The sequence below is a fragment of the Asanoa iriomotensis genome, from assembly GCF_016862515.1.
Taxonomy (GTDB): Bacteria; Actinomycetota; Actinomycetes; order Mycobacteriales; family Micromonosporaceae; genus Asanoa; species Asanoa iriomotensis.
In genome coordinates this window covers 24,160-49,400 of the sequence record NZ_BONC01000049.1, presented here as the reverse complement: position 1 = coordinate 49,400, position 25,241 = coordinate 24,160, and the positions used below count along the sequence as shown (strand labels likewise).

The 25,241-nt window shown below is 72.0% G+C and carries 17 protein-coding genes; 5 read left to right on the top strand and 12 right to left on the bottom strand.

Annotation, left to right across the window (positions count from 1 at the left end; translation table 11 throughout):
• Positions 1 to 21: 21 nt before the first annotated feature.
• The 5 genes from Air01nite_RS28430 to Air01nite_RS28410 form a co-directional block, all read right to left on the bottom strand.
• Positions 22 to 3,147, bottom strand: coding sequence for a glycoside hydrolase family 2 protein (locus Air01nite_RS28430; RefSeq protein ID WP_203706393.1), 3,126 nt, complete (start codon positions 3,145 to 3,147; stop codon positions 22 to 24).
• A gap of 95 nt (positions 3,148 to 3,242) precedes the next feature.
• The gene (locus Air01nite_RS28425; protein WP_203706392.1) at positions 3,243 to 4,130 is read right to left on the bottom strand and encodes an ROK family protein; all 888 of its coding nucleotides are present in this window, start codon (positions 4,128 to 4,130) and stop codon (positions 3,243 to 3,245) included.
• Positions 4,127 to 5,311 (bottom strand): sugar ABC transporter permease, encoded by a 1,185-nt coding sequence (locus Air01nite_RS28420; protein WP_239091028.1) that lies wholly within the window; start codon positions 5,309 to 5,311, stop codon positions 4,127 to 4,129. The genes Air01nite_RS28425 and Air01nite_RS28420 overlap by 4 nt, the downstream gene beginning before the upstream one ends.
• The gene (locus Air01nite_RS28415) at positions 5,308 to 6,009 is read right to left on the bottom strand and encodes an ATP-binding cassette domain-containing protein (protein WP_239091027.1); all 702 of its coding nucleotides are present in this window, start codon (positions 6,007 to 6,009) and stop codon (positions 5,308 to 5,310) included. Before Air01nite_RS28415 ends, Air01nite_RS28420 begins: the two co-directional genes overlap by 4 nt.
• Positions 6,010 to 6,027: 18 nt before the next feature.
• On the bottom strand, positions 6,028 to 7,116 hold the full coding sequence (locus Air01nite_RS28410; protein WP_203706390.1) for a sugar ABC transporter substrate-binding protein: 1,089 nt from the start codon (positions 7,114 to 7,116) through the stop codon (positions 6,028 to 6,030).
• Between the two features lie 117 nt (positions 7,117 to 7,233).
• On the opposite strand from Air01nite_RS28410, the gene Air01nite_RS28405 reads away from it, so the two are divergent.
• Entirely contained in the window at positions 7,234 to 8,436 is a 1,203-nt protein-coding gene (locus tag Air01nite_RS28405; RefSeq protein ID WP_203706389.1) for an ROK family transcriptional regulator, read from the top strand.
• Between the two features lie 8 nt (positions 8,437 to 8,444).
• On the opposite strand, the gene Air01nite_RS28400 is transcribed toward Air01nite_RS28405, so the two are convergent.
• Positions 8,445 to 9,635 carry a winged helix DNA-binding domain-containing protein gene (locus Air01nite_RS28400; protein WP_239091026.1) on the bottom strand — a complete coding sequence of 397 codons (1,191 nt, stop codon included), beginning with the start codon at positions 9,633 to 9,635 and terminating at the stop codon, positions 8,445 to 8,447.
• 101 nt (positions 9,636 to 9,736) lie between these two features.
• On the opposite strand from Air01nite_RS28400, the gene qcrB reads away from it, so the two are divergent.
• Positions 9,737 to 11,347, top strand: coding sequence for a cytochrome bc1 complex cytochrome b subunit (gene qcrB / locus Air01nite_RS28395; RefSeq protein ID WP_203706388.1), 1,611 nt, complete (start codon positions 9,737 to 9,739; stop codon positions 11,345 to 11,347).
• Positions 11,348 to 11,373: 26 nt separating this feature from the next.
• The gene (locus Air01nite_RS28390; protein ID WP_203706387.1) at positions 11,374 to 11,982 is read left to right on the top strand and encodes a hypothetical protein; all 609 of its coding nucleotides are present in this window, start codon (positions 11,374 to 11,376) and stop codon (positions 11,980 to 11,982) included.
• Here the strand turns inward: Air01nite_RS28390 and Air01nite_RS28385 are convergent.
• Both Air01nite_RS28385 and Air01nite_RS28380 read right to left on the bottom strand, forming a co-directional pair.
• On the bottom strand, positions 11,974 to 12,690 hold the full coding sequence (locus Air01nite_RS28385) for a tetratricopeptide repeat protein (RefSeq protein ID WP_203706386.1): 717 nt from the start codon (positions 12,688 to 12,690) through the stop codon (positions 11,974 to 11,976). The genes Air01nite_RS28390 and Air01nite_RS28385 overlap by 9 nt on opposite strands.
• Complete coding sequence (locus Air01nite_RS28380) at positions 12,687 to 13,598, bottom strand: alpha/beta hydrolase (RefSeq protein ID WP_203706385.1); 912 nt, start codon at positions 13,596 to 13,598, stop codon at positions 12,687 to 12,689. Before Air01nite_RS28380 ends, Air01nite_RS28385 begins: the two co-directional genes overlap by 4 nt.
• Before the next feature lie 88 nt (positions 13,599 to 13,686).
• On the opposite strand from Air01nite_RS28380, the gene Air01nite_RS28375 reads away from it, so the two are divergent.
• Positions 13,687 to 14,541 (top strand): helix-turn-helix domain-containing protein, encoded by an 855-nt coding sequence (locus tag Air01nite_RS28375; RefSeq protein ID WP_203706384.1) that lies wholly within the window; start codon positions 13,687 to 13,689, stop codon positions 14,539 to 14,541.
• A 7-nt stretch (positions 14,542 to 14,548) separates the two neighbouring features.
• Complete coding sequence (locus Air01nite_RS28370) at positions 14,549 to 15,211, top strand: hypothetical protein (protein WP_203706383.1); 663 nt, start codon at positions 14,549 to 14,551, stop codon at positions 15,209 to 15,211.
• Positions 15,212 to 15,217: 6 nt separating this feature from the next.
• Here the strand turns inward: Air01nite_RS28370 and Air01nite_RS28365 are convergent, their stop codons facing one another.
• From Air01nite_RS28365 to Air01nite_RS28350, 4 genes are all read right to left on the bottom strand, one after another.
• A complete protein-coding gene (locus Air01nite_RS28365; protein ID WP_203706382.1) occupies positions 15,218 to 16,417 on the bottom strand; it encodes an RtcB family protein in 1,200 nt (399 codons plus the stop codon).
• A gap of 261 nt (positions 16,418 to 16,678) precedes the next feature.
• On the bottom strand, positions 16,679 to 22,774 hold the full coding sequence (locus tag Air01nite_RS28360; protein ID WP_203706381.1) for a type I polyketide synthase: 6,096 nt from the start codon (positions 22,772 to 22,774) through the stop codon (positions 16,679 to 16,681).
• Positions 22,775 to 22,800: 26 nt separating this feature from the next.
• Entirely contained in the window at positions 22,801 to 24,114 is a 1,314-nt protein-coding gene (locus Air01nite_RS28355) for a beta-ketoacyl synthase N-terminal-like domain-containing protein (RefSeq protein WP_203706380.1), read from the bottom strand.
• A gap of 60 nt (positions 24,115 to 24,174) precedes the next feature.
• On the bottom strand, positions 24,175 to 25,182 hold the full coding sequence (locus Air01nite_RS28350) for a helix-turn-helix domain-containing protein (RefSeq protein ID WP_203706379.1): 1,008 nt from the start codon (positions 25,180 to 25,182) through the stop codon (positions 24,175 to 24,177).
• Between the last annotated feature and the right edge of the window lie 59 nt (positions 25,183 to 25,241).

Here is a 25,241-nt window from a genome sequence, read left to right as displayed (position 1 = left end):
CGGGGCGCCCGCGTCAGGCTATTACTGGACCGTCACACGCTGCTTGAGCTCGGCCATGGTCTCCGGGCTGTTGGCCGGGCCGGGGGTCGCGTTACCCGCGGCCGCGTACCCGTTGGCGGTTCCGAAGTTCTCCGCACCGATCTGGGCGACGCAACGGCAGTTGCCGGCGATGGTCGTGGTCTCGACGTTGAAACCACTGATGGTCACGACCGGATCCTGCCGGCCCAGCTGTGACGCGGCGTACGTCTGGGTGATCGTCTGTGATTGCCCAGGCCACAACGTCACGTAGTTGTCGCTGTAGCTGGCCGGCCTGACCTGGCTGTCACCGCCGCCGACCTGCGAGCCGCTCCCCCGGTGCACGTCGACCCGCACCATGAACGCCACGGTGTCGGACGTGTTGGTCAGCGTGACGTCCGTAGCGGTGTCCTGCCCGTCGGAGAGACCGGACTGCCGGTGCGTGGCCGCGCTCGCCTGGATCGTCGTCGCGGGCAGCAGGCCGTTGGCCGGGTCGTCGGCCGGGCTCTGCAGGTTGCGAAGGTCGCCGTACGTCGAAAGGTTCGGGTACGCGTTGCCGGTGTAGGTGGGAATGTCGTTGATCGTCGACAGCCAGTAGACGTTGCGGTCGACCACCTGCGAGCCCCGGTTGAGGGTCAGCTCCAGGAAGTAGGTCCGCTGCGGCTTGCCGTCGACGTCCGGCAGCGTCGGGTTCGGGATGGTCAGGAGCTGGTTCATCACGCCCTGGCTGGGCATGGTGATGCCGGACGCGTTCTGTGTGGTCAGTACGTTGCCGCGCATGTCGTAGGTCCGCGCCCGCACCGACAGCCCGCTCTGCGTCTGACCGGTCAGGTTGGACACACCCACCGTGCGGTTGCCCGGGTCGGCTTCCGGCGCCGGGTGGGCGTAGTAGACGTGCAGGGACTCGTTGGCCTTCTTGGCGCCGAAGTACGTGCCGGCCTGGTCGAAGTCGTAGCCGTAGAGGTTCCACAGTAGACTCGGCATCGGCTTGTTCATCATCCAGTAGACGAGCCCGGTCGAGGGCGAGTCCGCTCTGGTCGAGTGGTCGAGGTACGCCTCGAACTGCGCACGCACCGTCTCGTAGTTGATGGCCTGCGCCTTGCGCACGAAGTCACTGACGCTCGGGTTGTCGCCGTAAAGGTTCGTGGCACCGGGCGGGTTGGTCGGGCACGTGACGGGATCGGCCGTCCAGGTGCCGTACCGGTGGCAGATCGCGGTCGCGAGCACGCCCACGTGCTGGAAGCTCGAGTAGCTGGTGCCGCTGGACTGCTCGCCCCGCCCGGAGTTGAACTGCGCGAGGTTCGGCGACGTGACCAGCGCGGTCTGGTCGGCCGGCGTCATGAACCGGTCGAGCGAGTCCTGCGTCGGGATGGTCGATCCGGGGCTGGACTCGGTCTGGAACGCCCACGCACCGCCGCGGTTGACGAACGCGCCGCTGGTGCACGGAGCGTTCCCCGAGCTGGTGCGGCAGTTCGAGCTGTACGCGTAGCTCGGCGGGAACCAGTTGTACGGCCCTTCCTTCATCCCCGAGGGTCCGAGGGTCGGGGTGGACTTGTACTCGGCCGAGGCCATGACCGGGACGTCGAAGTCGGTCTCGGCGAAGCCCCGCAGCACGCCCGCCTCCTGGCTGGCGGAGGGGACGTTGTCGCTCCAGCTGAAGAAGACGACGCTGGGGTGGTTGCGTTGCTGGCGGCCGAGGGCGACCGCGGTGCGGTAGTTCGTCTCCTGGTCCTTCTCGGTCCACCGCGCGGCGTCTTCCCAGTAGTTGCAGCACAGGAAGCCGCCGTAGATGAGCAGCCCCGCCCGGTCCATCTGCTCGTAGAAGTCGTCGGGCTGGTCGTCTCCCTCGAGCCGCAACCCGTTGAGGCCCATCGACTTGATGAGCTGGATCTGGTGCGCCACGTTCTCCTTGGAGTAGCGCAGGAACATGTCCTGGTCCATCATCCCGCCGCCGCGGAAGACGAACGGCTTGCCGTTGACGGAGAACCAGCGCGAGCCGGCGTACGCCTGACTGCCGGGCGACGAGAGCCACGAGTCGATCGTGCGGATCCCGAACGTCTTCGTGGCCGCGTCCGACACCTTCTTGTTCTGCGCCACGTTCATCGACAGGTTGTAGAGCGGCTGATCGCCCATCTGGTACGGCCACCACAGCTGCGGGTGCCGCAGGTGCAGCGCGGAGTCGGTGCTCTTGTCGAACGCGACGTCGACCGTCTCACCGGGGTTCAGAGTGATCTTCTTGTGCAGCTCGATCGGGTGCTTGCCCTGCGGATCGGTGATGGTCGCGTTGACGTCGGCGGTCCGGGACCGGTCGGACGTGTTCGTCACGGTGCCCTCGACCGTCAGGTCGGAGCTGCTCAGGTCGGCCGCGTTGGCCTGGTTGACGTGCACGTCGTCGAGCCGGAACGTGTTGGACTGGTGCAGCCTGATCGGGTACTTGATGCCGGTGTTCTGGTCGCGTGCGGCCTGCGTCCAGTCGTTGAAGTCCTGGGTCAGCATCTCACCCGGGTTGTTGGGGTAGATCTTGAACGCGAGCGCGTTCGGGCTGTTGCCGTTGACCAGGTCGGTGATGTCGAAGGTGTACTCGGGCTCGGAGCCCTGGATGACGTCCTTGGTGGCGAGCTGGACGCCGTTGACCCACAGGTCGGCCTGGCCCATGATCCCGCGGACCTCGAGCAGCACGTTGCGGTCGGAGCCGCCGGGCAGCGGGTGCGCCCTGAACTCGGTCCGGAACCACCACGGCACGTTGTACTGGTCGTTCGGCACGCCGTGCGCGTCGGGCTGCGGTCCCTGGCACGCGGTCAGGTTCTGGGAGTAGAAGATGTTGTCGGTGCCGCAACGGTCGTCCGGCGGGATGTTCTGCAGCTGCGCGGCGACCACGCTGCCGACCGCGTTGGCGTCGTTGGTGTGCACCGGCAGCCAACCGGTCGGCGAGTAGCCGCGCCGGGAGATGAGGTCGCCGGTGTCGGGGGTGGCCGTGCTGCTCTGCACCTGCCAGTTCCCGGCGAGGTCGATCGTGGACTCGACGCTGGCGGACGCCGTCGCCGCGCTGCTGGGTGTCGCCGGGACAGAGGTGAGCAGGGAGCTGACAAGGAGCACGGGCAGGGCCGCCGCAACGGCGAGTCTGCGGTTCATCGGGGGACTACCTCCTCGAGGGTGACCCGATCTGGAGTTGAGATAGATACCTTTCGATGTAGTTGGATCATGTTCCTCCTTCATCGGGCGGAGATCTACTTGACGCCGACCGCCTCGACGGCCAGGGCGAGTGCCCCCAGCAGGGGCGCGTCGTCGATGAACGTCGCCGGCACCAGTTGTGGCGGGAACGGGACCGCGCGGGGCAACAGGGCGGCGATGCGGGGCAGGATGCGCGGGGCGGCGCCCATCATCCCGCCGCCGACGACCACTCGCGCCGGGTCGAGTGTGATGCACAGGTTGGCCACGGCCTGGGCCAGGCTCCGCAGCGCGTCGTCGATGAGCGCGTCCACCCGCGCGTCGCCGACCATCGTGAACAGTTCGGCGGCGGCCACCGGGCGGCCGGCCAGAGCCGATCCCTGGCTGGCCAACGCACTGCCGGACACCAGTTCCTCCAGCGGCGCTTGACCGTCCGCGTAGCAGTTGTCGCTGGCGGGGTCGAGCAGGTAGCCGATCTCGCCGGCGGCGCCGTGCGCGCCGCGTACCACCCGACCGTCGACCACCAGCGCCGCGGCGAGGCCCGTGCCGAGGTTGAGGTAGATGCCGACGTCGACGCCGCGCAGCGCACCCCAGCGCAGCTCGGCCGCGGCGGCGGCGTTGACGTCGTTGTCGATGACGACCGGGGTGTCGCCGTACTCGTCCCGGAGCAGCCGCGGCAGCTCCATGCCTTCCCAGCCGGGCACGTTGGGCGCGAGCCGGATCCGCTCGTCGCGGACGATGCCGAATGTGGACACTCCGACGGCGGCCGGCGCGGCGACCAGGCCGCGGGCGGCCGCCAGGGACTGCCGCACCACCTCTTCAGCACTGCCGGTCGTCGGGATCCTCATCCGGGTCGAGGAGACCGTGGGCGACCATTCCCTGTCGGCGGTGGCCAGCGCGACCTTCGTGCCGCCGAAGTCGATGCCGAGCACATGAGCGGTCGTCACTGCTCACTGCCCCGACGGGACAGCGAGTCGATGGCCACGGCAGCCGCGAGCACGACGGCGGTCACCATGAAGCGGATCGAGGAGTCCACATTGAGCAGCAGCATGCCGTTGGTGATCGACTGGATCACGAGGATGCCGAGCAGGGCGGCGTACGGGCGGCCACGGCCGCCGAACAGCGAGACACCGCCGATGACCGCGGCGGCGATCGCCATCAGCAGGGTGTCGCTGCCCCCCGAGCTCTGGTTGACCGCGGCCAGCCGGCTGGCCGCGAGCAGGCCGCCGAACGCCGCCAACGTCGACGCGAGGACGAACGCGACGATCCGCAGCCGGGTGACCGGGATGCCGGCCCGCCGGGCCGCCTCCGCGTTGCCACCGATCGCGTAGATCCACTGCCCGAACACGGTGTTGCGCAGCACCAGGTCGAGGGAGACGACCAGGGCCCCGAAGATCACCAGCAGCAGGGGTACGCCGCGGTCCGCGCTCAGCACGAGCACGACGGCGCCGAGCAGCACCGCGAGCCCGGCGATGCGCAGGACCAGGCGGTGCGGCGACGGCAACGGCAGGGCGGCGCGCCGGCGCAGCCGCCGGTTGAGCACGCCACTGGTCGCCGTGACGCCGACGATGAGCACGACGATCAGCCAGCTCGCCCACGGCGGGAGCCAGGTGTCGCTGAGGCGGGCGATCACGCCGTCGAACGGGAGGTTGATGGTGCCGCCCCGGCCCAGCACGTAGAGCAGCAGGCCCTGCCAGCCGATCAGGCCGGCGAGCGTCACCACGAACGACGGCATGCGCAGCTGCGTGAACATCAGTCCGTGCACGAGGCCGATGACCGCACCAAGAGCGAGGGCGATGACGACCGCGAGCAGGGCGGACTGGCCGTGTCGGACGTGCACGATGGCGAGGACCGCCGCGCACAGGCCGCTGACCGACCCGGCGGACAGGTCGATCTCGCCGAGCAGGAGCACCATGATGATGCCCAGCGAGATCGTGCCGGTCGCCGCGAGCTGCAGCGCGAGGTTGGTGAGGTTCTCGGCGGACAGGAACTGCTCGTTGAGCGAGCCGAACACGATCGCGATGGCGATCAGTCCACCCACGACCGGCCAGCTGCCGACGCCGCCGGGCCTGCTCGCGCGGTCCGTGAGGCGTGCTGGCCAGCGGATCGCCTTGGCTGAAGTGGTCACGCTGCGGCTCCGGTGATAGCGGCCACGATCGCCTCCGGGCTGGTGTCGGCGGTGCGGAACTCGCCGGCGTTGCGGCCCAACCGCAGCACGACCGTGCGGTCGCTCACGGCGCGGACGTCGGCGAGGTTGTGCGATATGACGAGTACGGCCAGGCCGCGGTCGCGCAGGCGCCGGATCAGGTCCAGCACCTGCGCGGTCTGCTCGACACCGAGCGCGGCGGTGGGCTCGTCGAGGATGACCAGCCACGGCTCACCCACCAGCGCCCGGGCGATGGCGACGGACTGACGCTGGCCGCCGGAGAGCATCGCCACCGGCACCTGGATGTCCTGGATCCGGACGTCGAGTGAGGACAGCAGTGCGCGCGCCGACCGTTCCATATCGATCTTGCAAAGCAGCGACCAGCGTCGCCGTTCGGAGCCGAGGAACAGGTTGCCGATGACGTTGAGGTTCTCGCAGAGCGCGAGGTCCTGGTAGACGGTGGAGATGCCGAGGCTTCTCGCCTGGTGCGGGTTGTTGATCTGGACGGCCACCCCGTCGCGCTCGAGCCGTCCCTCGTCGGCGGTCACCGCACCGGAGATCACCTTGATCAGGGTGGACTTGCCGGCACCGTTGTCGCCGACCAGGGCGACGACCTCGCCCGCGCTCAGGTCCAGGTCGACCGCGTCGAGCGCGCGCACCGCACCGTACCGTTTTGACACACCTCGCGCCGCGAACATCTACTGGATTCCCGCCTTGGCGCAGGCGGCGGCCACGGCGCCCGTGCAGATCTCGCTCGCCTTGTAGAAGCCGTCCTTCACGATGGTGTCCTTGACCTTGTCAGCGGTCACCGCGATCGGGTCCAGCAGGAACGACGGGATGTCGGCGGCCCCGTTGTTGACCTTGGTGGTCGCCGCCATTTGCTCGCCCTTGCTCAGCGCGACCGCCAGCTCGGCGGACTTCTCGGCCTCGCTGCGAATGTCCAGATAGATGGTCATGTACTGCTCGCCGGTCAGGATCCGCTGCACGGCGGCCAACTCGGCGTCCTGCCCGGTGATCGGCGGCAGCGTGGTGTAGCCGGCCCGCTTCATGGCGGCGATCGCGCCCCCGGCCATGCCGTCGTTGGCCGAGAGCACGCCGACGATGTTGTCCCGGCCGAGCGCCGTGATGGCCTGCTCCATCTGCTGCTGTGCTTTGTCGGGGCTCCAGTCCGGAGTGTCGAACTCGCGTCCGATCTGGACCTTGCCGTCGAGGATGTTGTGCGCGCCGGTCTTGTAGTCCGCGGAGCTGGGGTCCGTCGGCGCTCCGTTGATCATCACGATCTTGCCCTTGTCGGCGGTCCCCTTGGCGTTGAGGGCGTCCAGCAGGGCCTGGCCCTGGGCCTCGCCGACGCGGACGTTGTTGAAGGACACGTAGTACTCGTACGGGATGTCGGAGATCAGCCGGTCGTACGCGATGACCGGGACCTTCTTCTGCTTGGCCTGGTTGACGAGGGAGGCGGCCGCCTTGGCGTCCACGGCGTCGAGCACCAGCACGTCGACGCCCTGCGCGAGGGCCGCCTCGACCTGCTGCTGCTGTTTGGTGGCGTCCTGGTCGGCGTTGTTGTAGAGCAGCTTGCAGGTCGGGCAGAGCGCCCTGACCTTGGCCTCGAACAGTGGCCGGTCGAACGCCTCGTAACGGGTGGTCTTGGACTCGGGGAGGAACAGCGCGATCGTCGGCGCATCCCCGGCCTGCGTGCCGGAGCCGGAGCCGGAGTCCGACCCGCTGCCGCAGCCCGCGGCCAGCAACGTCGTCGCCAGTAGGACAACAGGGAACCACTTAGGTCTCATGACGTACCTCTCGTCGGAGGTTCAGGCCAGCAGAATGCACCTCGCCTCAGCCATTTGGCAAGGTCTCTAACGAAATTCGTATTGGACCTTTACGAACGCCTGTGAGACCGTGAGCCGATGGCGACTCACCAGACCGCGAGCACGACGAGCGTGTTGCGGGTCATGAACGAGCGGGCGGTGTTCGGAGAGATCTTCCGGCTCGGCCCGGTCTCGCGGCCCGAGCTCGCCCAGGCCACCGGCCTGTCCAAGCCGACGATCTCGGTCGCCCTCGCCAACCTCGGCCGCGCCGGGCTCGTGCGGGAGGTCGGCCTGCGCGCGGGACCCGCGGGCCGTTCCGCGCTGCTCTACGAGGCGCGCCCGGAGGCGGGCTGGGTGCTGGCCGTCGACATAGGACGCGCCTTCGTCCGGGTGGTCCTGGCCAACCTGGCGGGAACGATCGTCACCCGCGTCGACGACCCGTCCGGCAGCCGGAACCCGACGGACCTGCTCGCCCAGTTGACCAGGCTGGCCGACCGCCTGACCGCCGAGGTCGGGATCGGCCGCGCCGACGTCACCCTCGCCGTCTTCGGTACCCCCGGCATCCACGACAAGGAGACCGGTGCGCTGCACCTCGCGCCCAACCTGCCCGGCTGGGAGCAGCCCGGCGCCGTCGACCGGTTCTCGACGGTGTCCTCGTCGCCGTACCTCGTGGAGAACGACGTCGACCTGGCCGCGGTCGGCGAGGCGACCTACGGTCTGGGCCGCGGGGTCGCGCACTTCGCCTACGTGTCGATCGGCACCGGCACCGGCATGGGCATCGTGATCGACGGCAAGCTCTACCGCGGCGCGCGGGGCTGCGCCGGCGAGATCTCCTACCTCCCGATCGGCGAGGGCGACCCGCTGCAGGCGGACCCGACCGCCGCACGCCGCGGAATGTTCGAGACGGTGGCGTCGGCCGACGGCATCGTCGCGGCAGCCCAGCGGCTGGGCTGGGCGGGTGCGACCAGCGCCAAGGAGGTCTTCGACGCCGCCAGGTCCGGCGATCCGATCGCCGAGCGCGCGGTGGAGGTCGAGGTCAACCATGTCGCGCACGCCCTGGCCGCGGTGACCGCGGTGCTCGACCTGGAGCTCATCGTCCTCGGCGGCGGCGTCGGCGTGCAGGGCGGCGACCTGCTGATCGGCCCGGTCCAGGACCGCCTACGCCACCTCGTGGCGCTGCAACCCCCACGGATCGAGGTCTCCACCCTGGCTTCCGACGCCGTCCTCACCGGCGCGGTCGCCGTCGGTGTCACCGCCGCCCGCGACCTCGTCCTCGACCGCATGGTGGCGACGAACACCTGACCGGCGCTTCACCGAAGGGCGCCGGGCTCCATGGCCGGGGACGGGTAGACGGTGAAGACCCGCTGGCCGTCCAGCCACTCGGTGAGTCGCAGCGCTTCGGCTGCCAAGGCCTCGTGGACCGTCGGGGAGACCTCGTCGAGCAGGCGCAGCTGGACCACATCGTCGGCGTCCTGCACCCACGCACCGACCACGCGCCCGTCCACCCAGACGGTGGTCCCGGCGTTGCCGGCGGTGTCGAACAGTTGGGGTGCGTGCGGGCCCAGGTAGAAGGCTCGCGCCTGCCATCCCATCACCGACGGGTCGAGCAGCGGCAGGAGCGCGACCCAGGGCTCGGGAGCGGCCACCTCGTCGAGATCGTCCGCGCGCAGCCAACCGACCGACCCGTCCTCAAGGGACACCTGCCGCGCGCCGAGGTCGTCGAGGGCCGCCCGGACCACCGACTTGGTGGCGCCGAGCCACCAGGCGATGTCCTCGACGGTGCCCGGTCCGTAGGACCACAGCCACCGGCCCACCAACTCGGCGTAGCCCTCCCGGGACGTGAGCGCGCCGGGCACGACCTCCCCCCACCACGCCTGGGTCGTCGTCCACGTCGGACGGCTCGTGTGCCAGGCACCCGCGTTGCCGGCGCGGGCCACCGCGCCGTCGAGGCTCAGCTGGGTGAGGACTTTCGGCGCGATCGCCACCCGGCCTCCCCAGGACTTCCCCGGAGCCTGGACGATGACGCCGCCGGCCTCGGGCACCTCCTCGCGAATCTGCTTCGACGACCGCGGCACGCCGTCGGCGAGGCGGGTCAGCACCGCCTTTTCCACGGCCTCGAGCCAGTCGGCTCCGTGCCTGTCGTCGTCCGTACCCCATCGGTCGAGATCTTTGAGGAGTCGTTTCCGGTGGACCGCCGCCACTCGAGCGGCCGCGCTCCCCCACACCGCCGGCACCAGTTCGCGGGGAAAGACGAACAGCGTCTCGCGCATCGACAGCTGCCTGACGAGCGAGCGCGTGTCGTAGAGCGCCCGCTCGACGTCGTCGACGGCGACCTCGTCGACCCGCGCCCAGCAGGACAGGTGCACGCTCGGCGGTTCCGTCGCATGTAGGCACACCACCGCACGGGCGGCTTCCTCCGGAGAGCTCACCCTGGCCGATTCCGCGAGAGCGTGCCGCACACCCAACCGGGCTCGGCGCTCGTCGTCCGTCACCACGCGCACGAGACCATTCTGACCGTCCACAGGGAGGTTCCATCAACGACAACCTGTAGTAGAGTCGGCTCCATCAACGACAGCGCGTAGTAGTCGGGACGGAGTCAGCGATGCGGCGTCGGTCGAACTCTCTAGCGTCGTTGCCGGCCAAGGCGGGCCGGGAGGTCGAGGACCGGCTTGGCGTGGCGACGCCGCTGCGCGCGGTGCTCAACAAGGTCTTCCCTGACCATTGGTCGTTTCTGCTGGGCGAGATCGCCTTGTTCTCGTTCATCGTCCTGCTGCTGACGGGTACGTTCCTGACGCTGTTCTTCGACCCCTCGATGCGGGAGGTCGCCTACGACGGCAGCTACGCACCGCTGCGCGGCGTGCACATGTCCGCGGCGTACGCGTCGTCGCTGGACCTCTCGTTCGACGTGCGTGGCGGCCTGATCATGCGGCAGTTGCACCACTGGGCGGCGCTGCTGTTCATGGCCGCGATCGTCGTGCACATGCTGCGGGTCTTCTTCACCGGCGCGTTCCGCAAACCCCGCGAGGTCAACTGGGTCATCGGCTCGCTGCTGTTCTGGATCGGCTTCCTGGCTGGCTTCACGGGCTACTCGCTCCCGGACGACGCGCTGTCCGGCACCGGCCTGCGGATCGCCTCGGGCATCCTGCTGTCGATCCCGGTGATCGGCACGTGGGTGGTGTCGTCGCTGTTCGGCGGCGAGTTCCCCGGCGACCTGATCATCGGCCGATTCTTCATCCTGCACGTGCTGTTGATCCCCGCCCTGCTGGTGGCGTTGATCGCGGTCCACGTCGGCCTGGTGTTCAAGCAGAAGCACACCCAATGGCCGGGCCCCGGGCGCACGAACTCCAATGTGGTCGGTGAGCGGATGTTCCCCCGGTACGCGATCAAGCAAGCCGGGTTCTTCGTCATCGTCGCGGGCGTGATCGCGCTGCTGGCGGGGCTGTTTCAGATCAACCCCATCTGGCTGTTCGGCCCGTACGAGTCGGCGGTCGTGTCCGCGGCGACACAGCCCGACTGGTACGTGATGATGCTCGACGGCGCGATCCGCCTGATGCCGGCGTGGGAGATCACGCTCCCGTTCGGCGACGGTTACGTCATCCCGCCCATGTTCTGGCCCGCGGTCGTCCTGCCCGGGCTGCTCACGACGGTGCCGATGGCCTATCCGTTCCTGGAGGCCCGGCTGCGCGGCGACAACCTGTCGCACAACCTGCTCCAGCGCCCGCGTGACGTCCCGGCCCGGACGGCACTCGGCGCCATGGCCATCACCTTCTTCCTCGTGCTGACTCTCTCCGGTGGCAACGACGTGATCGCCGACAAGTTCCACGTCAGCCTCAACGCGCTCACCTGGGCCGGCCGGATCGGCATGCTGATCGGACCACCGATCGCCTACTACGTGACCTACCGGATCTGCCTGGGCCTGCAGCAGCACGACCGCGAGGTGCTGGCTCACGGCGTCGAGACCGGCATCATCCGCCGCCTACCGGATGGCGGGTTCGTCGAGGTGCACCAGCCGCTGTTCCAACCCGACGGCCATCACGCGTACGCCGGGTGGGTCGTCCCGAAGAAGATGAACCGTCTCGGCGCCCTCGGGCCGGCCGTCAAGGGCTTCTTCGGTCCTGTCGAACGGCCGGCCGCGGCCCCGGTCTCACCCGGCCACCCACCGGTCGAGTCACCCGAGGAGCGCCAGAAGATTTCCGCACCCACCAACGGCTGACCGGCGGCAACCACTAGCCTGTCCCGATGCCTTGGTTGGCGGCACTGCTCGGTGCGGCTTCGATCGCGGTGGCCGGTGCGCTCGCCGGTTCCTCCGAGGCCGCGGCGGCCGGCAGCCTGGGAACGCTGGCGGTGTTGGCGGTGCACCCGGCCGCAAGAACCCGCCTACTGCTGGGCGGATGCCTGCTCGCGCTCAGCGCGGCGGTCGTCATCGAGCACTGGCCCACGGCCGACCTGCCGCCGAACCCCACCGACCTGGTGGCCCTGCTCACCAGCACCGCATGGCGGCAGTCCCAGTTCCTGCGTCAGCTAGCCGTGGCCGGATGCCTGTTCGCCGCCTGCGCGGCCGCCGGTGTCGCGATCGGACGGTCGCCGAGATCCGGACTGCGCCGACCCGCCGGAGTGGCCGGCGTGGCGGCGTTGCTCGCCGTCGCCCTGCCCCAAGCCGACCTGGCCTGGCGCAGCCGCCCCGACCCGGTGTCAGCCGATGACGGATTCGTGCAGCTCGCCGTCATGGTCACGCCGGCACCCGCCGGCCCGGACGTCGGGGCCGGCGTCACCGTCGCCGCGATGCTCCTTGGCGCCGCGCTGGTCATGTTCGCCTGTGCACGGCCGCCCGGCGAGGCGTCAGGCTAAGGCGGTGCGGGGGTCGAGGAGCCTGCCTTGGGCGTACGCCTCGTCGAAGGTCGTCTGTCCGAGCGCGCCGATCGCGGCCGAGCGGATGTCGGCCAGGTCGGCGGCGTCGTCGGGGTCCGGCACCTGGCCGATCGCGGCGAACGCGGCGTCCGTGACGCCGACCAGCAGGGCCGCCCGCGCGTGGTCGCCCTCGGCGGAGGCGAGCGCGGCGCCGGCCACACACGCGTACGGCACGAAGTCGGACCAGCCCGCCGCGAAGATCCGCTCGCGGATGCCGGCGAACAGGTACCGCGCGGCGGCCAGGTTGCCGAGCTTCAGCTCGCAGAACGCGAGGTTGTGCCGCTCCCAGTCGACGGCCTCGGTGCGGCCGAGGGCCTCGTTGAGGGCGATGCTCTCCCGATAGAGCTCGCGGGCCCGCACGTAGTCGCCCGACATCCGCGCCACGCCGGCCAGCACGTGCCGGGGGCGTTCCTCCAGCGCGCGGTCGCCGGAGCGCAGCGCGACCTCGAGCGCCTCCCGGGCGCGGGCCTCGCCGCCGGCCAGGTCGCCGTGGCGGATGGCGACCCGGGCGAGGCTGTAGCGGGCCTCCACCTCACCCGCGAGGTCGCCGGCCGCGCGGGCCCGCGCGATCTCCGCCTCGCTCATCGCCACCACCGCGTCGGTCTCGCCCCGGCGGAAGGCGCCGCGCACGTCCGTACTGAAACTCATGCCCTGGAGTCTGTGCGATCGGCCAACGTCGACGTGAAGAAGGTGGTCAACTCGGCGGCCGCCTGGGGCACGTCGCGGTCGTAGAGGCTCACGTGCGTCGCGTCCTCGACCCAGTGCAGGCGCTTGGGGCCGCGGGCGCGTTCGTACGCGAGCTGGCTCATCCAGGCCGTGACCGCGCGCGTCCCGACGATCATGAGGAGGGGGCGCGGAGCGACGAGGCCGATAAAGCCGAACGGGTCGAACGTGACGATCCGGTCGATGCTCGACAGCGTGAACTGTTTCGCCGACCGGGGATGCCGCGCCCGGTCGGTGCGGTAGTACTCCCACCCTTCGAAGACGTGCTCTCCCCCGGCCCGGGCCTGCTGCTCGTCCGCCGGGAAGATGTCGAAGGCCCGCGCGTCGTCGCCCGCGGTGCGCGCGGCGGCAGCGGCGTCGAGCAGACCGTCGATGATCGCGGGATCGGCCGCGCCGTCCGCACCGACCCGGAACTGCCGGCCGATGTCCGCGGCGCTGACCGTGGCCACGGCCCGGACGCGGTGGTCGCCGGCCGCGGCCGGGATGACATAGCCGCCGGAGGCGCAGATCCCGAGCGCGCCGATCCGGTCGGGATCGACCTCTGGTCGGGTGGTCAGGAACGAGACGGCGGCCTTGAGGTCCTCGGTCCGCTGCGCGGGGTCCTCCAGGCCGCGCGGCTCGCCGCCGCTCGCGCCCTGGTAGGCGGCGTCGAACGTGAGCACGACGAAACCGGCCGCCGAGAGCCGCACGGCGTAGGCCGCGGCCGCCTGCTCCTTGACGCCGCTCGCCGGGTGGCCGACCACGATGGCGGGGCGCGGGCCCGCGCCGGTGGCCGGGTAGAGGTGGCCGGCGAGCGTGATGCCGTTGCTCGGGAAGGAAACATCGGTTCGCATGCCCCGAGCGTCCGTCGCGCCGGACGGCGCAGGAAGGGAAGAATCCTTCCCACCCAGGTCAGGCGGCCTGCCGAGCAACAATGGGTTGATGGTCACGACCCGAACGGAGCTTGGGGCGTTCCTGCGGGCACGCCGCGCCGAGCTGACCCCCGGAATGCTGGGCCTCCCCGACGACGGGACGCCGCGGCGGGTGCCCGGGCTGCGCCGGGACGAGGTGGCCCGGTTGGCCACGATGAGCGTCGACTACTACACGCGGATCGAGCAGGGCCGGCTCCCGGCGTCGGTGACGGTGCTCGAGTCGCTGGCCCGCGCGCTGCGTCTGGACGAGGGCCAACGCAGCTACCTGTACGAGCTTGCCGGCAAGCCGCCACCGCCGCGCCGCCAGCAGGCCCAGGAGCGGGTACGCCCACCGGTGCGGCGCCTGCTGGACCAGCTCGGCCACTGCCCCGCCCTGGTGCTCGGCCGCCACAACGACATCCTGGCCTGGAACGCCGCCGCGGCCGCCCTCTACCTGGATTTCGCGGAGCTGCCGCCGCAGGAGCGCAACTACATCCGCCTGGTCTTCCACAGCCCCGCGATGCGCGACCTGCACGTCGACTGGGAGGAGGCGGCCCGCGTGGGCGCGGCGACCCTGCGGATGGCGACGGCCGGCGACCCCGACGACCCGCGCCTGCGGGAACTGGTGGACGAACTCTCGGCGAGCAGCCCGGAGTTCCGCCGCTGGTGGTCCGGCCGCATCGTCTCGACCGCCAGCCACGGCACCAAGCGCTACCGCCACCCGGTGGTCGGCCCGCTCACCCTGGACTGCGACACCTGGACCAGCCCGGACGACCCCGACCAACGCCTCGTGGTGCTCACCGCCGAACCGGGCAGCCCCTCGGACGAGGCCCTACGCATCCTCACCTCGTGGACCGCCGGCACCCCTTCCGAGGTCACTCGTTGATCCCGGCATGCACGCCCAGCCGGTCCTGACGGAGCGACACGAACAACACCAACGACAGCAGGCGGCGGGCGCGCTGGTCGCGCTGTGCGCGCTCGGCGCCGCCGGCTGCGCGGCGGTGCCGGGCCGGCAGCAGTTGGCCGACGGCTCGATCCGGCTCGCCTGGAACTACCAGGCGGCCTTCTGGCCGCTGGTGCTCTGCCTCGCCGCCGCCGGCCTGATCATGATCATGCGGCCGCGGGAGACGCGCCCGGCCGCCGTCGTGGCGGCGATCCTCGGCGCGCAGGTGGCCGGGCATGGTCTCGTCGCGGTGCGGGACTGGTTCAACGCCAGCGGCGCCTTCGGCATGGCCTCGCACAACCTCGCCACCGTGGTCACGTTCGCCGCCGGGGTCGCCGTCTTCGGAACGATCGCGACCTGCGTCACCTCGAGCACGCCGACAGCGTGGCGACCGGCCAGGCCCGGCTACGTGGTCGGCGGCGCCCTCCTCGCGGTCGCGTTGCCGCTGACTCTCGGCGTCGTGAGCAGCGACGCCGACATCACCAGCCTCGGCCAGTACGCCCTGACCTACTCGCTGCCGTGGGGAGCCGGGCTCGCGAGCGGCGGCTGGCGCGAACCCGGCGCGGCGGTTGCCGCCGTAGCCGGGTCCGCTGCCGTTGTCGTGGCGGTGTGAGGCGGCTCAGCCCTTCACGCAGACCACCTGCTTCAGGTGGGCGACGACCTCGACCAGGTCCGCCTGTTCGGCGATGACCGTGCCCAGGTCCTTGTAGGCGCCCGGGATCTCGTCGACCACGCCCGCGTCCTTGCGGCACTCGACGCCCGTCGTCTGCTCCTTCAGGTCCTTCACCGTGAACGTCTTCTTCGCCTTCGCCCGTGACATCCGGCGGCCCGCGCCGTGCGACGCCGAGTTGTAGGCGTCGTCGTTGCCCAGGCCGCGGACGATGTAGGAGCCCGTGCCCATCGAACCCGGGATGATGCCCAGCTCGCCGCGGCCCGCGCGGATCGCGCCCTTGCGGGTCACCAGCAGCTCCACGCCCCCGTAGGTCTCGGCAGCCACGTAGTTGTGGTGGCACGAGATCGGCTCGTCGTAACGGACCTGCGGCACCGCCTCCCGCAGCACCCGGCACAGCAGCGCGAGCATGACCGCCCGGTTGCGGGCCGCGTACTGCTGCGCCCAGGTCAGGTCACGCCGGTAGGCGTCCATCTCCGGCGTGTCCGCGACGAACACCGCCAGGTCGCGGTCGGGCAGGCTCGCGTTGTGCGGCAGCGTGCGGGCGACCGCGATGTGCCGCTCCGCCAGCTCCTTGCCGATGTTGCGCGACCCCGAGTGCAGCATCAGCCAGACCCGTCCGGCCTCCGGGCCGCCCTGCTCGACGCACACCTCGATGAAGTGGTTGCCGCCGCCGAGCGAGCCCATCTGCCGCGTCGCCCGCGTCTCCAGCCCGCCGACGTCGGCCGTCAGCGTGCGGAAGCCGGCCCAGAACGCGTCCCAGCCCGCCGTCGGCAGGCCGTGGACGCGGTGCGGGTTGACCGGGTCGTCGTGTGCGTTGAAGCCGACCGGGATCGTCGACTCGATGGCCCGGCGCAGCTTGCCGAGGTCGTCCGGGAGGTCCGCGTCGACGAGGTTGGTGCGCACCGCGGACATGCCGCAGCCGATGTCGACGCCGACCGCCGCCGGTGCGAGCGCCTGCCGCATCGCGATCACCGAGCCGACCGTCGCGCCCTTGCCGTAGTGCACGTCCGGCATCACGGCCACGCCGTCGACCCACGGCAGGGTGCCGATGTTGCGGAGCTGCTGGGCCGCCTGGTCCTCGATCGTCGCCGGGTCGGTCCAGACCCGGACCGGCGCGCGGGTGCCCGGCAGCAGGGTGAAGCTCATCGTCTCTCCATTGTAGAAGCAAAAAAGAAACCGCCCGACCCGGTTGCGGGTGGGCGGCGGCGATCGCGCTAAACGTGTCAGCGAAGCCGCGGGCCCGCGGGGCATAGGAAGGGTGTTTGCCGGCTGCGCATCTCGGAACCCTCCTCACTCGCTGATGACTCGACGATATTGCGCGGAACCCCGGCCCGGCAACGCCATTAACAAAAGACCGCGGCCGGGGCATCGTTGCCCCGGCCGCGGCAGTCCAGCGGTACAAAAGAACTACTCCAGCGCCAGGTCCATGTGCCCGGCCAGGCCCTCGGCCAGCGCGGCCAGGGTCGGGTGCTGCCATACGAAGTTGCCCGCCAGCTTGACGCCCAGACCGGTCTCCAGCCGCGCCCGCAACTCCATCGCCAGCAGCGAGTCGAAGCCCAGCGCCCGCAACGGCGTGTGCGGGTCCAGGGCCCGGTCACCGAGCCGCATCACCGCCTGGACGTGACCACCCACCCACGCCTCCAGCGCCGTCCGCCGGGCCAGGCCCGCCGGGGTCGCCGCCAGGTCGGCGCGGATGTCGGAAGCCGACGCGTCAACCACCGCAGGCGAAGCCGGACCCGTGGCCAGCGACGCGAAGAACGGCGACCCAGGCGCGGGCACCCACGTCGCGGGCGGTCCGGGAATCACGCCGGTACGCACCCGGTCGTGAGCCAGCAAAGTGGACAGTGCGGAGAACCCGTCCGCGGTGCCGATCGTCGTGTAACCCCGCGCCGCGAAGTCCGTCGCCGCACCGGTCTCACCCCACGGCCCCCAGTTGACCGCGAGCGTCGGCAGCCCTTGACCGGAACGCCACGACGCGAACCCGTCGAGCCACGCGTTCGCCGACGCGTACACCGTCTGCCCGGCATTGCCGATCAGCGACGCCATCGACGAGAACACCACGAACCAGTCCAGCCGGTGCCCCGCGACCGCGGCGTGCAGCGCGCGGGCGCCACCCACCTTCGGCCGCCAGACCGTGTCGAACTGCTCGTCCGCGACCGTCAACAGCGCCGCGTCGGCGAGCACCATCGCCGCGTGCAGGACACCACAGAGCGGCCGCCGGTACGCGGTCGCCGCCTCCACCAACGCCTCCGCGGTCCCGGGCGAAGCGATGTCGCCCCGGATCACCGTGACCCGCGTGCCGCCGGCCCGCAGCTCCGCGATGGCCTCCGCCGCTTCCGGCGACGGCGCCCGGCGCCCGTTGAGCACGAGATGGCCGGCACCGCGCGCGGCCAGCCAGGACGCCGCCGCGAGGCCGACGCCGGTCAGGCCGCCGGTGATGATGTACGAGCCGTCGGAGCGCACCGGCGGCCCGTCGGGGCGCGCGGCCGGCAGCGTCCCGGACCCGGGCACAGTCAACACCAGCTTGCCGTGGTGCGCGGCCGCGGCCATCGTGCGGAACGCATCGGTCGCCGAGGTCAGCGGGTACGCGCGGACCGGCAGCGGCGGCAGCGACCCGTCGGCGAGCCCGGAGAGCACCTCCCGCAGCACGGTCGCGAACACGTCCGGCCGCCGGTTCTGCAGCTCGATCAGGTCCACCGTGACGAACGTGATGTTGTGCCGCAGCGGGGCGAGCCCGAGAGCCCGGTCCGCGATGATGTCCCGCACGCCGAGCTCGACGAACCGACCGAACGGCCGCAGCGTCGACAGCCCGGCCCTGATCGCCGGCCCGGCCAGCGAGTTGAGCACGACGTCCACGCCCTCGCCGCCGGTGGCGGCGCGGGTCTCGGCGGCGAAGTCCAGCGACCGCGAGTCCATCACGGTGGCGATGCCCAACTCGCGCAGCCGGGCGCGCTTCTCCTCGGTGCCGGCCGTGGCCAGCACGGTCGCGCCGAGCCGGCGGGCCACGGCGATCGCCGCGAGCCCGGTGCCGCCCGTGCCGCTGTGCACCAGCACCCGTTCGCCGGAACGCAGCCCGGCCACGTGCCGCAGTGCGTACCAGGCGGTCAGGTAGCAGGTGAGCTGGCCGGCGGCGACCACCGGGTCGAGCCCGCCGGGCATCCGGGCCACGGCGGTGGCCGGCACGGTCAGGAACGAGCCGAACGCACCGCCACGCAGGTCGACGGCGAGCACCGACTCACCGACGGCCAGCGACACTCCGGAGCCGACCGCGCTGACCACGCCCGCGCACTCGAAGCCGATCCGGTAGCGCACGTCGTGCCCGTCGCCGGGCAACAGGCCGAGCACGGTGAGCACGTCGCGGAAGTTGACCCCGGCCGCGGTCACCTGGATCTCGACCTCGCCCGGCCCGGGCCGGCGCCGGTAGCCGGCGACCAGCTCCAGCCCGGAGAGGTCACCGAGCCGGCCCGCCCGCAACGCGAAACCGTCGACGCCGCACCGCACGTCCACCGTGGACGATTCCGGGACCGGCGCGTGCGCCAGCCGGGCGACCATGCGCTCCCCGCCGGCGTGCCGGACCTCGTCGTCCATGCCGTCGGCGAGCAGCTCCGCGGCGAGCAGGTCGGCGTCGGTGGTCTCGACCACCGTGGTGCGCAGCTCGGGGTGCTCGATGGCCAGCACCCGGACCACACCGCGCAACGCCGCCTCGTCCAACGCCCCGCCGGTGACGAGCACCAGCCGCGGCGGCACGGGCTCGGCGCAGAGCGCCTGGGCGACCGCGACCGCCCGCCGGGTCCGGTCCAGCGCCGTGTCGCCGACCGCGGCGGCGCCGCCGCAGACCAGCGCCACCACGCCCGGCAGCACGCCGCCGAGCAGCTCCGGCACCGCCTCGGAGAGCGGCACGTCGAGCACGTCGACCGCGCTCCCCCGGGCCCGCAGCGCCGTCACGACCGGCTCGACGGCACCGCCGCCCTCGCCGACCAGCAGCACCCGCCCGACCGTCCCGGCGGCGGGCAGCGTCGCCGGCACCCAGTGCGGCTCGAGCAGCCACGACTGGGGCAGCTCGGCTTCGGAGGCGGGCACCTGCTGGCGGACGCAGCGCAAGCCACGCACGGTCAGCACCGCCGCGCCCGCGCCGTCCCGGAGCACCACGTCGCCTTCGAACCCGTCCACGGACGCCGCGGTCAGTCGGGCCGAGGCGAAGGCGGCCAGTGACAGGTCGCCGGTCACCGCCACCCGGGCGATCCCGACCGGCAGCACGAGGCCGTGTCCGGGCGCGTCGAGCACGGTGGCCACCAGCAGCTGGGCGCACATGTCCAGCAGGACCGGGTGGGCCGCCAGGGCGCTCGCGGCACCGGGCGGCGTGACCCGGGCCCGGGCCGCGGTCCCGTCGGCCGAGCGGGTCAGCCCGCTCAGCCCCGCGAACGCCGGACCGTGCGCGATCCCCCGGGACCGCATCGCCGCGTAGAGCTCGGCGGCGTCGCCCGGAACATCACACGCGACATCCTCCACAGTGGAGTCCCCCGAACCAGCGCGGAGCAACGCGGTCGCGTGCCGCACCCAGGCACCCGCGTCGTCGCGGGCGTACACCTCGCACTCGGCCCGGTCGGGCCCGATCATCGTCACCGTCGTGCTGACCTCGGTGCGCGCCGAGAGCCGGAGCAGCTCCCGGAACGCCAGGTCCTCGACCACCACCTGGTCCGCCGGCGCACCGAACACCGCGCACGCCGCGCTGAGGGCCAGCGCGTGGAACGCCGCGCCGGGCAGCACCGGCTCGTCGTGCACCCGGTGGTCGGCCAGGAACGGCAGCGCGTCCGTGCCGGCGTCGCCGACCCAGGTGTGCCGCACGGGATCGCCGGCGACCTCGGTGTGCACGCCCGGCAGCCCGACCACGAGCGGCGCGGGCGAGACCGGGGCAAGGTCGACCCAGTGCCGGCGCCGGTCGTACGCGATCGTCGGCGGGTCGGCCAGCTCGGCGTCGCCGTAGAGGACCGACCAGGCGACCGGCACGCCCGCGCAGTGCAGGGCGGCCATCGACGTGCGGAACGTGGCCAGCTCCGGCTCCTCGCGCCGCAGCGTGCCGACCACCACCGCGTCCGGGTGCAGGCTCTCCCGGACCGCCGCGGTCACCACCGGATGCGGCGACACCTCGAGGAACACGCCGTGCCGGTCGGCCGCCGCCGCCTCGACCGCGGCCGCGAAGCGCACCGGCTGCCGCAGGTTGCGGCACCAGTAGTCGGCGTCGAACGCCGGCTGCTCCGAACGCGGGTCCAGCACCGTCGAGTAGAAGCGCACCGCCGGGTCGCGCGGGCGCAGGTCCTTCAGCGCCGCGTCCAGGTCCTCCAACAGCGGGTCGACCTGCGGCGAGTGCGACGCGACGTCGACCGCGACCAGCCGGGCCGAGACGCCCTCGGCGTCCCAGGCGTCGACCAGCAGCCGGACCCACTCGTCGTCGCCGGCGATCACGGTGCTGGACGGCGCCGCGACCACCGCGACGGAGACCTCGGCACCCGCGCCGGCCGCGGCGATGTCGGCCTCGACCTGGGCGCGGCCGAGCGCGACGCTGGCCATGGCGCCCGCGCCGGCGATCCGTTCGAGCAGCGCCGAGCGGCGGCAGATCACGGCGGCGCCGTCGGCCAGCGACAGCGCGCCGGCCACGACCGCGGCGGCCACCTCGCCCATCGAGTGGCCGAGCACGCCCGCCGGGGCCACGCCGTACGAGCGCCAGAGGTCGGCGAGCGCGACCTGGACAGCGAACAGCACCGGCTGCACGAAGCCGCAGCCCGACACCGGCTGGCCGGAGCGCACCACGTCGAGCACGGAGAAGCCGGCCTCGGAGGAGACCAGCGCGTCGGTGCGGGTCAGGCTGGCCGCGAAGGCCGGCTCGGTGGCGAGCAGTTCCTGGCCCATGCCGGCCCACTGCGAACCCTGGCCGGAGAACACCCAGACCGCGCCGCGGGCCACGCCCGGCACCTCGCCGTCGACCACGAGCGGGTCGACCCGGCCGGCCGCGTACGCCCGGAGCCGGTCGGAGAGGTCCTCCGTGTCGGTCGCGACGACGCCGAGCCGCCCGCGGCCGGCACCCCGGCGCAGCGCGAACGTGTGCGCGACGTCGCGCAGCGGCACGTCCCGCCCGTCGCCGTCGAGCCAGTCCGCCACCCGGGCGGCGGCGGCCGGCAGCGCATCGCGCGAGCCGGCGGGGATCACCACGACCTCGGGCTCGCCGGTGGACCGCGGCGTGGCGGACGGCGACGGCAGGTTCGGCGCCTCCTCCAGCACGACGTGCGCGTTGGTGCCGGAGAAGCCGAACGACGAGACCGCCGCCCGCCGCACCGCGGCGCCGTCGGGCCAGCGGGTGGTGCCGGTCGGCACGAACAGCCCCGCAGCCGACGGGTCGGTGCCCGGCGTCCAGCCGGTGAAGTGCAGGTTGCCCGGGATCACGCCGTAGTCCAGGGCCAGCACGGTCTTGATCAGGCCCGCGATGCCGGCAGCCGGCTCGAGGTGCCCGATGTTGCTCTTGATCGAGCCGATCGCGACCGCCCGGCCCTGTCCGCCGTACACCCGGGTCAGGCTGGCCAGCTCGGTCGGGTCGCCGAGCCGCGTGCCGGTGCCGTGCGCCTCGACATAGCCGACCTGGCTCGCGTCGAGGCCGGCCCGGACCAGCGCCGCCCGGTAGACCGCCTCCTGCGCTTCGGCGGAGGGCGCCGACAGGCCGTCGGAGCGGCCGTCCTGGTTGACGGCCGAGCCGCGTACCACGGCAAGAATCCGGTCCCCGTCGCGGAGCGCGTCGCCAAGCCGCTTGAGCACGACGGCGCCGGCGCCCTCGGAGCGGACGAAGCCGTCCGCGTGCGTGTCGAAGGCGCGGCACCGCCCGGTCGGCGAGAGCATGCCGAACCGGGTGAACTCGCGGGTCGTGCGCTCGTCGACGATCAGGTTGACCGCACCCGCGACAGCGACGTCGCACTCCCGCTCGCGCAGCGCCTGCGCGGCCTGGTGCACGGCGACGAGCCCGGACGAGCAGGCGGTGTCGACACTGACCGCCGGGCCGTGCAGACCGAGGAGGTACGAGATCCGCCCGGCGGCCACACAGTGCCCGTTGGTCAGGATGCCGCCGGCCAGCTCCTCGGGTTGGCCGGCGAGGCGCTGCATGTACTCGTCGTAGCTGAGGCCGAGGAACACGCCGGTCGGCTCGCCGGCCAACCGGTCCGGCGGCAGGCCGGCGTGTTCGAACGCCTCCCAGACCACCTCGAGCATGAGCCTGTGCTGCGGGTCGAGCACATCGGCCTCACGGCGGGAGACGCCGAAGAAGTCGGCGTCGAAGCCGGTCACGTCGGCCAGCCAGCCGCCGTCGCCGGGTGCACCCGCACCCGGTGAAGGCCGGTCGGCCGGGAAGGGTCCGACGGCATCGCGACCGTCGGCGAGGAGCCGCCACAGGGCGGCCGGCGAGTCGACGTCGCCGGGCAACCGGCAGCCGATCCCGACGATCGCGATGTGCTCGTGTTCCACTGCTGTCCTCTCGGGGCTGTGCAGAATCAGAGGGCGTCGGGGCTGCCGAGCAGGATCGCGCTCTGCACGCCGCCCAGCTGGTAGGTGAAGCTCAGGGCGTGGTCGAAGGCCAGCGGCACGCTTTCGTAGCCGGGCAGCGGGTTGAACGGCAGGAAGTCGAGCGGCTCCTCGCAGTTGGCGGTCGGGCAGACCGTGCGGTTGCGCATCATCAGCAGGGTCAGCGCGACGCCCAGGGCGCCGGTCGGCGCGCCGTTGTGGCCGAAGCAGCCCTCCTGCGAGGTCATCAGCAGGTCGCCGGCCCGGTCGCCGAAGAGCGCGCGGATCGCCTCGGCCTCCTGCATCGCCATGCCGCCGTCGCTGCCGCCGTGCACGTACCGGACCTGCTCGATCGGCCGGCCGCCGAGCGCCTGCCGGACCGCCGCGACGAGGCCGCCGCCGGTCTGGTCGCTGGCCAGCGGGTGCGGCAGGCCGTCGCGGGTGACCGCCTGGCCGAGCACCTGGCCGTAGATCGCCGCACCGCGCCGCTCGGCGTGCTCACGGCTCTCCAGGATCAGGCTCACCGAGCCCTCGCCGTAGTTGACGCAACCCTGGCGCCGGTCGTACGGCCGCATCAGCCGGTCGAACTCGATCGGCTCGTCGGGCAGCGCGTTGGTCGGCCGCTCGTCGGCGTCCTGAACCATGCGGACCAGGTCGAAGACCTTCCTGAGCAGCGGGTAGTAGAAGTTGTCGACGCCGGTCACCGCGACCACGTCGGACGCGCCGCTGTTGATCAGCATCCGGGCGTTGTTGATCTGCACGGACGACGAGGAGCAGCCGGCGTTGGCGGTGTAGCAGGGGCCGGTGGTGCGCGCGAAGGCCGACTGGGCCAGCGCCACGTCCGAGGAGGTGACCGCGATCGAGCTCTCGATGAACAGCGAGGTCGCCTCGATGATGTTGAGGTCGCTGATCTCGGTGTCGAGCACCTTGAGGTAGCCCGCGATGTTGGTGTCGACGCCGCCGCGGCCGACCAGGATGCCGGCCTCGGTCAGCGCGCCGGCCCGCACGTCGAGCTTCGCGTCGGTGCACGCCTCGAGGAACGACATCAGCCCGAACCGGTGCGTGTCGGTGAAGTGCGCCGCGAAGATCCCGGGGATCTCGGGGAAGTACTCGGAGAACTTCTCCGGTGCCAATTCGACCGAACCGTAGAAGACCCCGTCGTCCCGGGACGTGATCGCCGTCATCCCGTTGGAGGCGATCTCCCAGACGTCCTCGGTCGTGATCGCCGCCCGGCCCAGACCCGGCAGACAGAAGCCCATGCCCGTGACGACGGTGTCACGCGCGTCGGTAGCCGACCTCACCATGCTCATTCCTTCCCCGAAGGTCGCTCGTTCGGGGAAGAGAGTACGTCCTAAACGGACAAATCAGATGTAAGCCCCCAAGGAGGGCGAGTCCGGACGCGCCGTGTTGCCGGCGAGCACCGCGCGCCCCAGCGGAGTCAGCTGGTGGACGACCCGGTTGCGGTCGCGGTGGCTGGTGATCAGGCCGGCGTCGCGCAGGACCGTGTTGTGCTCGCTCGCGGAGGCCGGCGAGACGCCGACGAGGCGGGCCAGGTCGGTGGTGCTGCGGCCGGCGTCCATCGCCTCGAGGATCGCGGCCCGGGTCTGGCCGAGCAGCGGGGCCAGGCGCCGTCCCGCCGCCGGTGCGACGGCCGCCGTGCGGTCGACCGGATAGACCAGCACCGGCGGCAACGCCGGATCGAAGAGCGTCATCGGATGGTGGAGACAGAAATAGGAGGGTACGAGCAGCAGTCCGCGCCCGCCGAGCGCGATCTCCTGATCCCGGTGCCCCGGAACCCGCAGCTCACCGGCCGACCAGGCCATGCGCGGGCGCAGGCTCGACAGCATGCCCTCGACCCCGCCGTCGGCCAGCGCCGTCACGCGGATGGCCCGGTCCCGGCGCACCGCCGCCTCCACCACCGGCTGGTGCGGCGCGATCGCCGCGCGGTGCACCGCGTGCATGGTCGCCGTGAGCCCGACCAGCAGGTCCACGTCACCGCGGGCCAAGCCGCGGACGACCGGCGCGACGGCCGCCGTGGTCGGCAGCCGGCGCAGGTCGCGGGCCAGCACCGGGACCGGCGTCGCACGGATCGCTTCCAGCCCGTGGTCCAGCCCCCGGGTGGCGGCGGCCGGAGTGAGGAAGTCGGGGAAGTAGCCGAGCGTCGGTGTCAGCGCCGATAGCAGCCCGAGCCGCCCGGACAGGCCGGCGCGGTCGAGGGCGGCCAGGGCTCCGCGCCGCCAGCCGGCGAACAGCAGGTCTCCGCGCTGGCCGCGGAGCATGTGCATGGCGAGCACGAGCTCCCAGAGCGGGTCGGCCGCCGACGCGATGCGCGTCCGCGCGATGTCGTCGCCTGTGAAGTGGATCCTCAGCATCCGTCCCCCCCGTCGCAGCGACGACGGTAAGTGCGTGCCGCCGTGGTGCGAACCGCTGT

Excerpts from the sequence above, each read along its gene's own strand:
- Air01nite_RS28430 (WP_203706393.1), bottom strand. The coding sequence starts at position 3,147 with ATGAACCGCAGACTCGCCGTTGCGGCGGCCCTGCCCGTGCTCCTTGTC.
- Air01nite_RS28410 (WP_203706390.1), bottom strand. The coding sequence starts at position 7,116 with ATGAGACCTAAGTGGTTCCCTGTTGTCCTACTGGCGACGACGTTGCTG.
- Air01nite_RS28405 (WP_203706389.1), top strand. The coding sequence starts at position 7,234 with ATGGCGACTCACCAGACCGCGAGCACGACGAGCGTGTTGCGGGTCATG.
- qcrB (WP_203706388.1), top strand. The coding sequence starts at position 9,737 with ATGCGGCGTCGGTCGAACTCTCTAGCGTCGTTGCCGGCCAAGGCGGGC.
- Air01nite_RS28390 (WP_203706387.1), top strand. The coding sequence starts at position 11,374 with ATGCCTTGGTTGGCGGCACTGCTCGGTGCGGCTTCGATCGCGGTGGCC.
- Air01nite_RS28385 (WP_203706386.1), bottom strand. The coding sequence starts at position 12,690 with ATGAGTTTCAGTACGGACGTGCGCGGCGCCTTCCGCCGGGGCGAGACC.
- Air01nite_RS28380 (WP_203706385.1), bottom strand. The coding sequence starts at position 13,598 with ATGCGAACCGATGTTTCCTTCCCGAGCAACGGCATCACGCTCGCCGGC.
- Air01nite_RS28375 (WP_203706384.1), top strand. The coding sequence starts at position 13,687 with ATGGTCACGACCCGAACGGAGCTTGGGGCGTTCCTGCGGGCACGCCGC.
- Air01nite_RS28370 (WP_203706383.1), top strand. The coding sequence starts at position 14,549 with ATGCACGCCCAGCCGGTCCTGACGGAGCGACACGAACAACACCAACGA.
- Air01nite_RS28365 (WP_203706382.1), bottom strand. The coding sequence starts at position 16,417 with ATGAGCTTCACCCTGCTGCCGGGCACCCGCGCGCCGGTCCGGGTCTGG.
- Air01nite_RS28355 (WP_203706380.1), bottom strand. The coding sequence starts at position 24,114 with ATGGTGAGGTCGGCTACCGACGCGCGTGACACCGTCGTCACGGGCATG.
- Air01nite_RS28350 (WP_203706379.1), bottom strand. The coding sequence starts at position 25,182 with ATGCTGAGGATCCACTTCACAGGCGACGACATCGCGCGGACGCGCATC.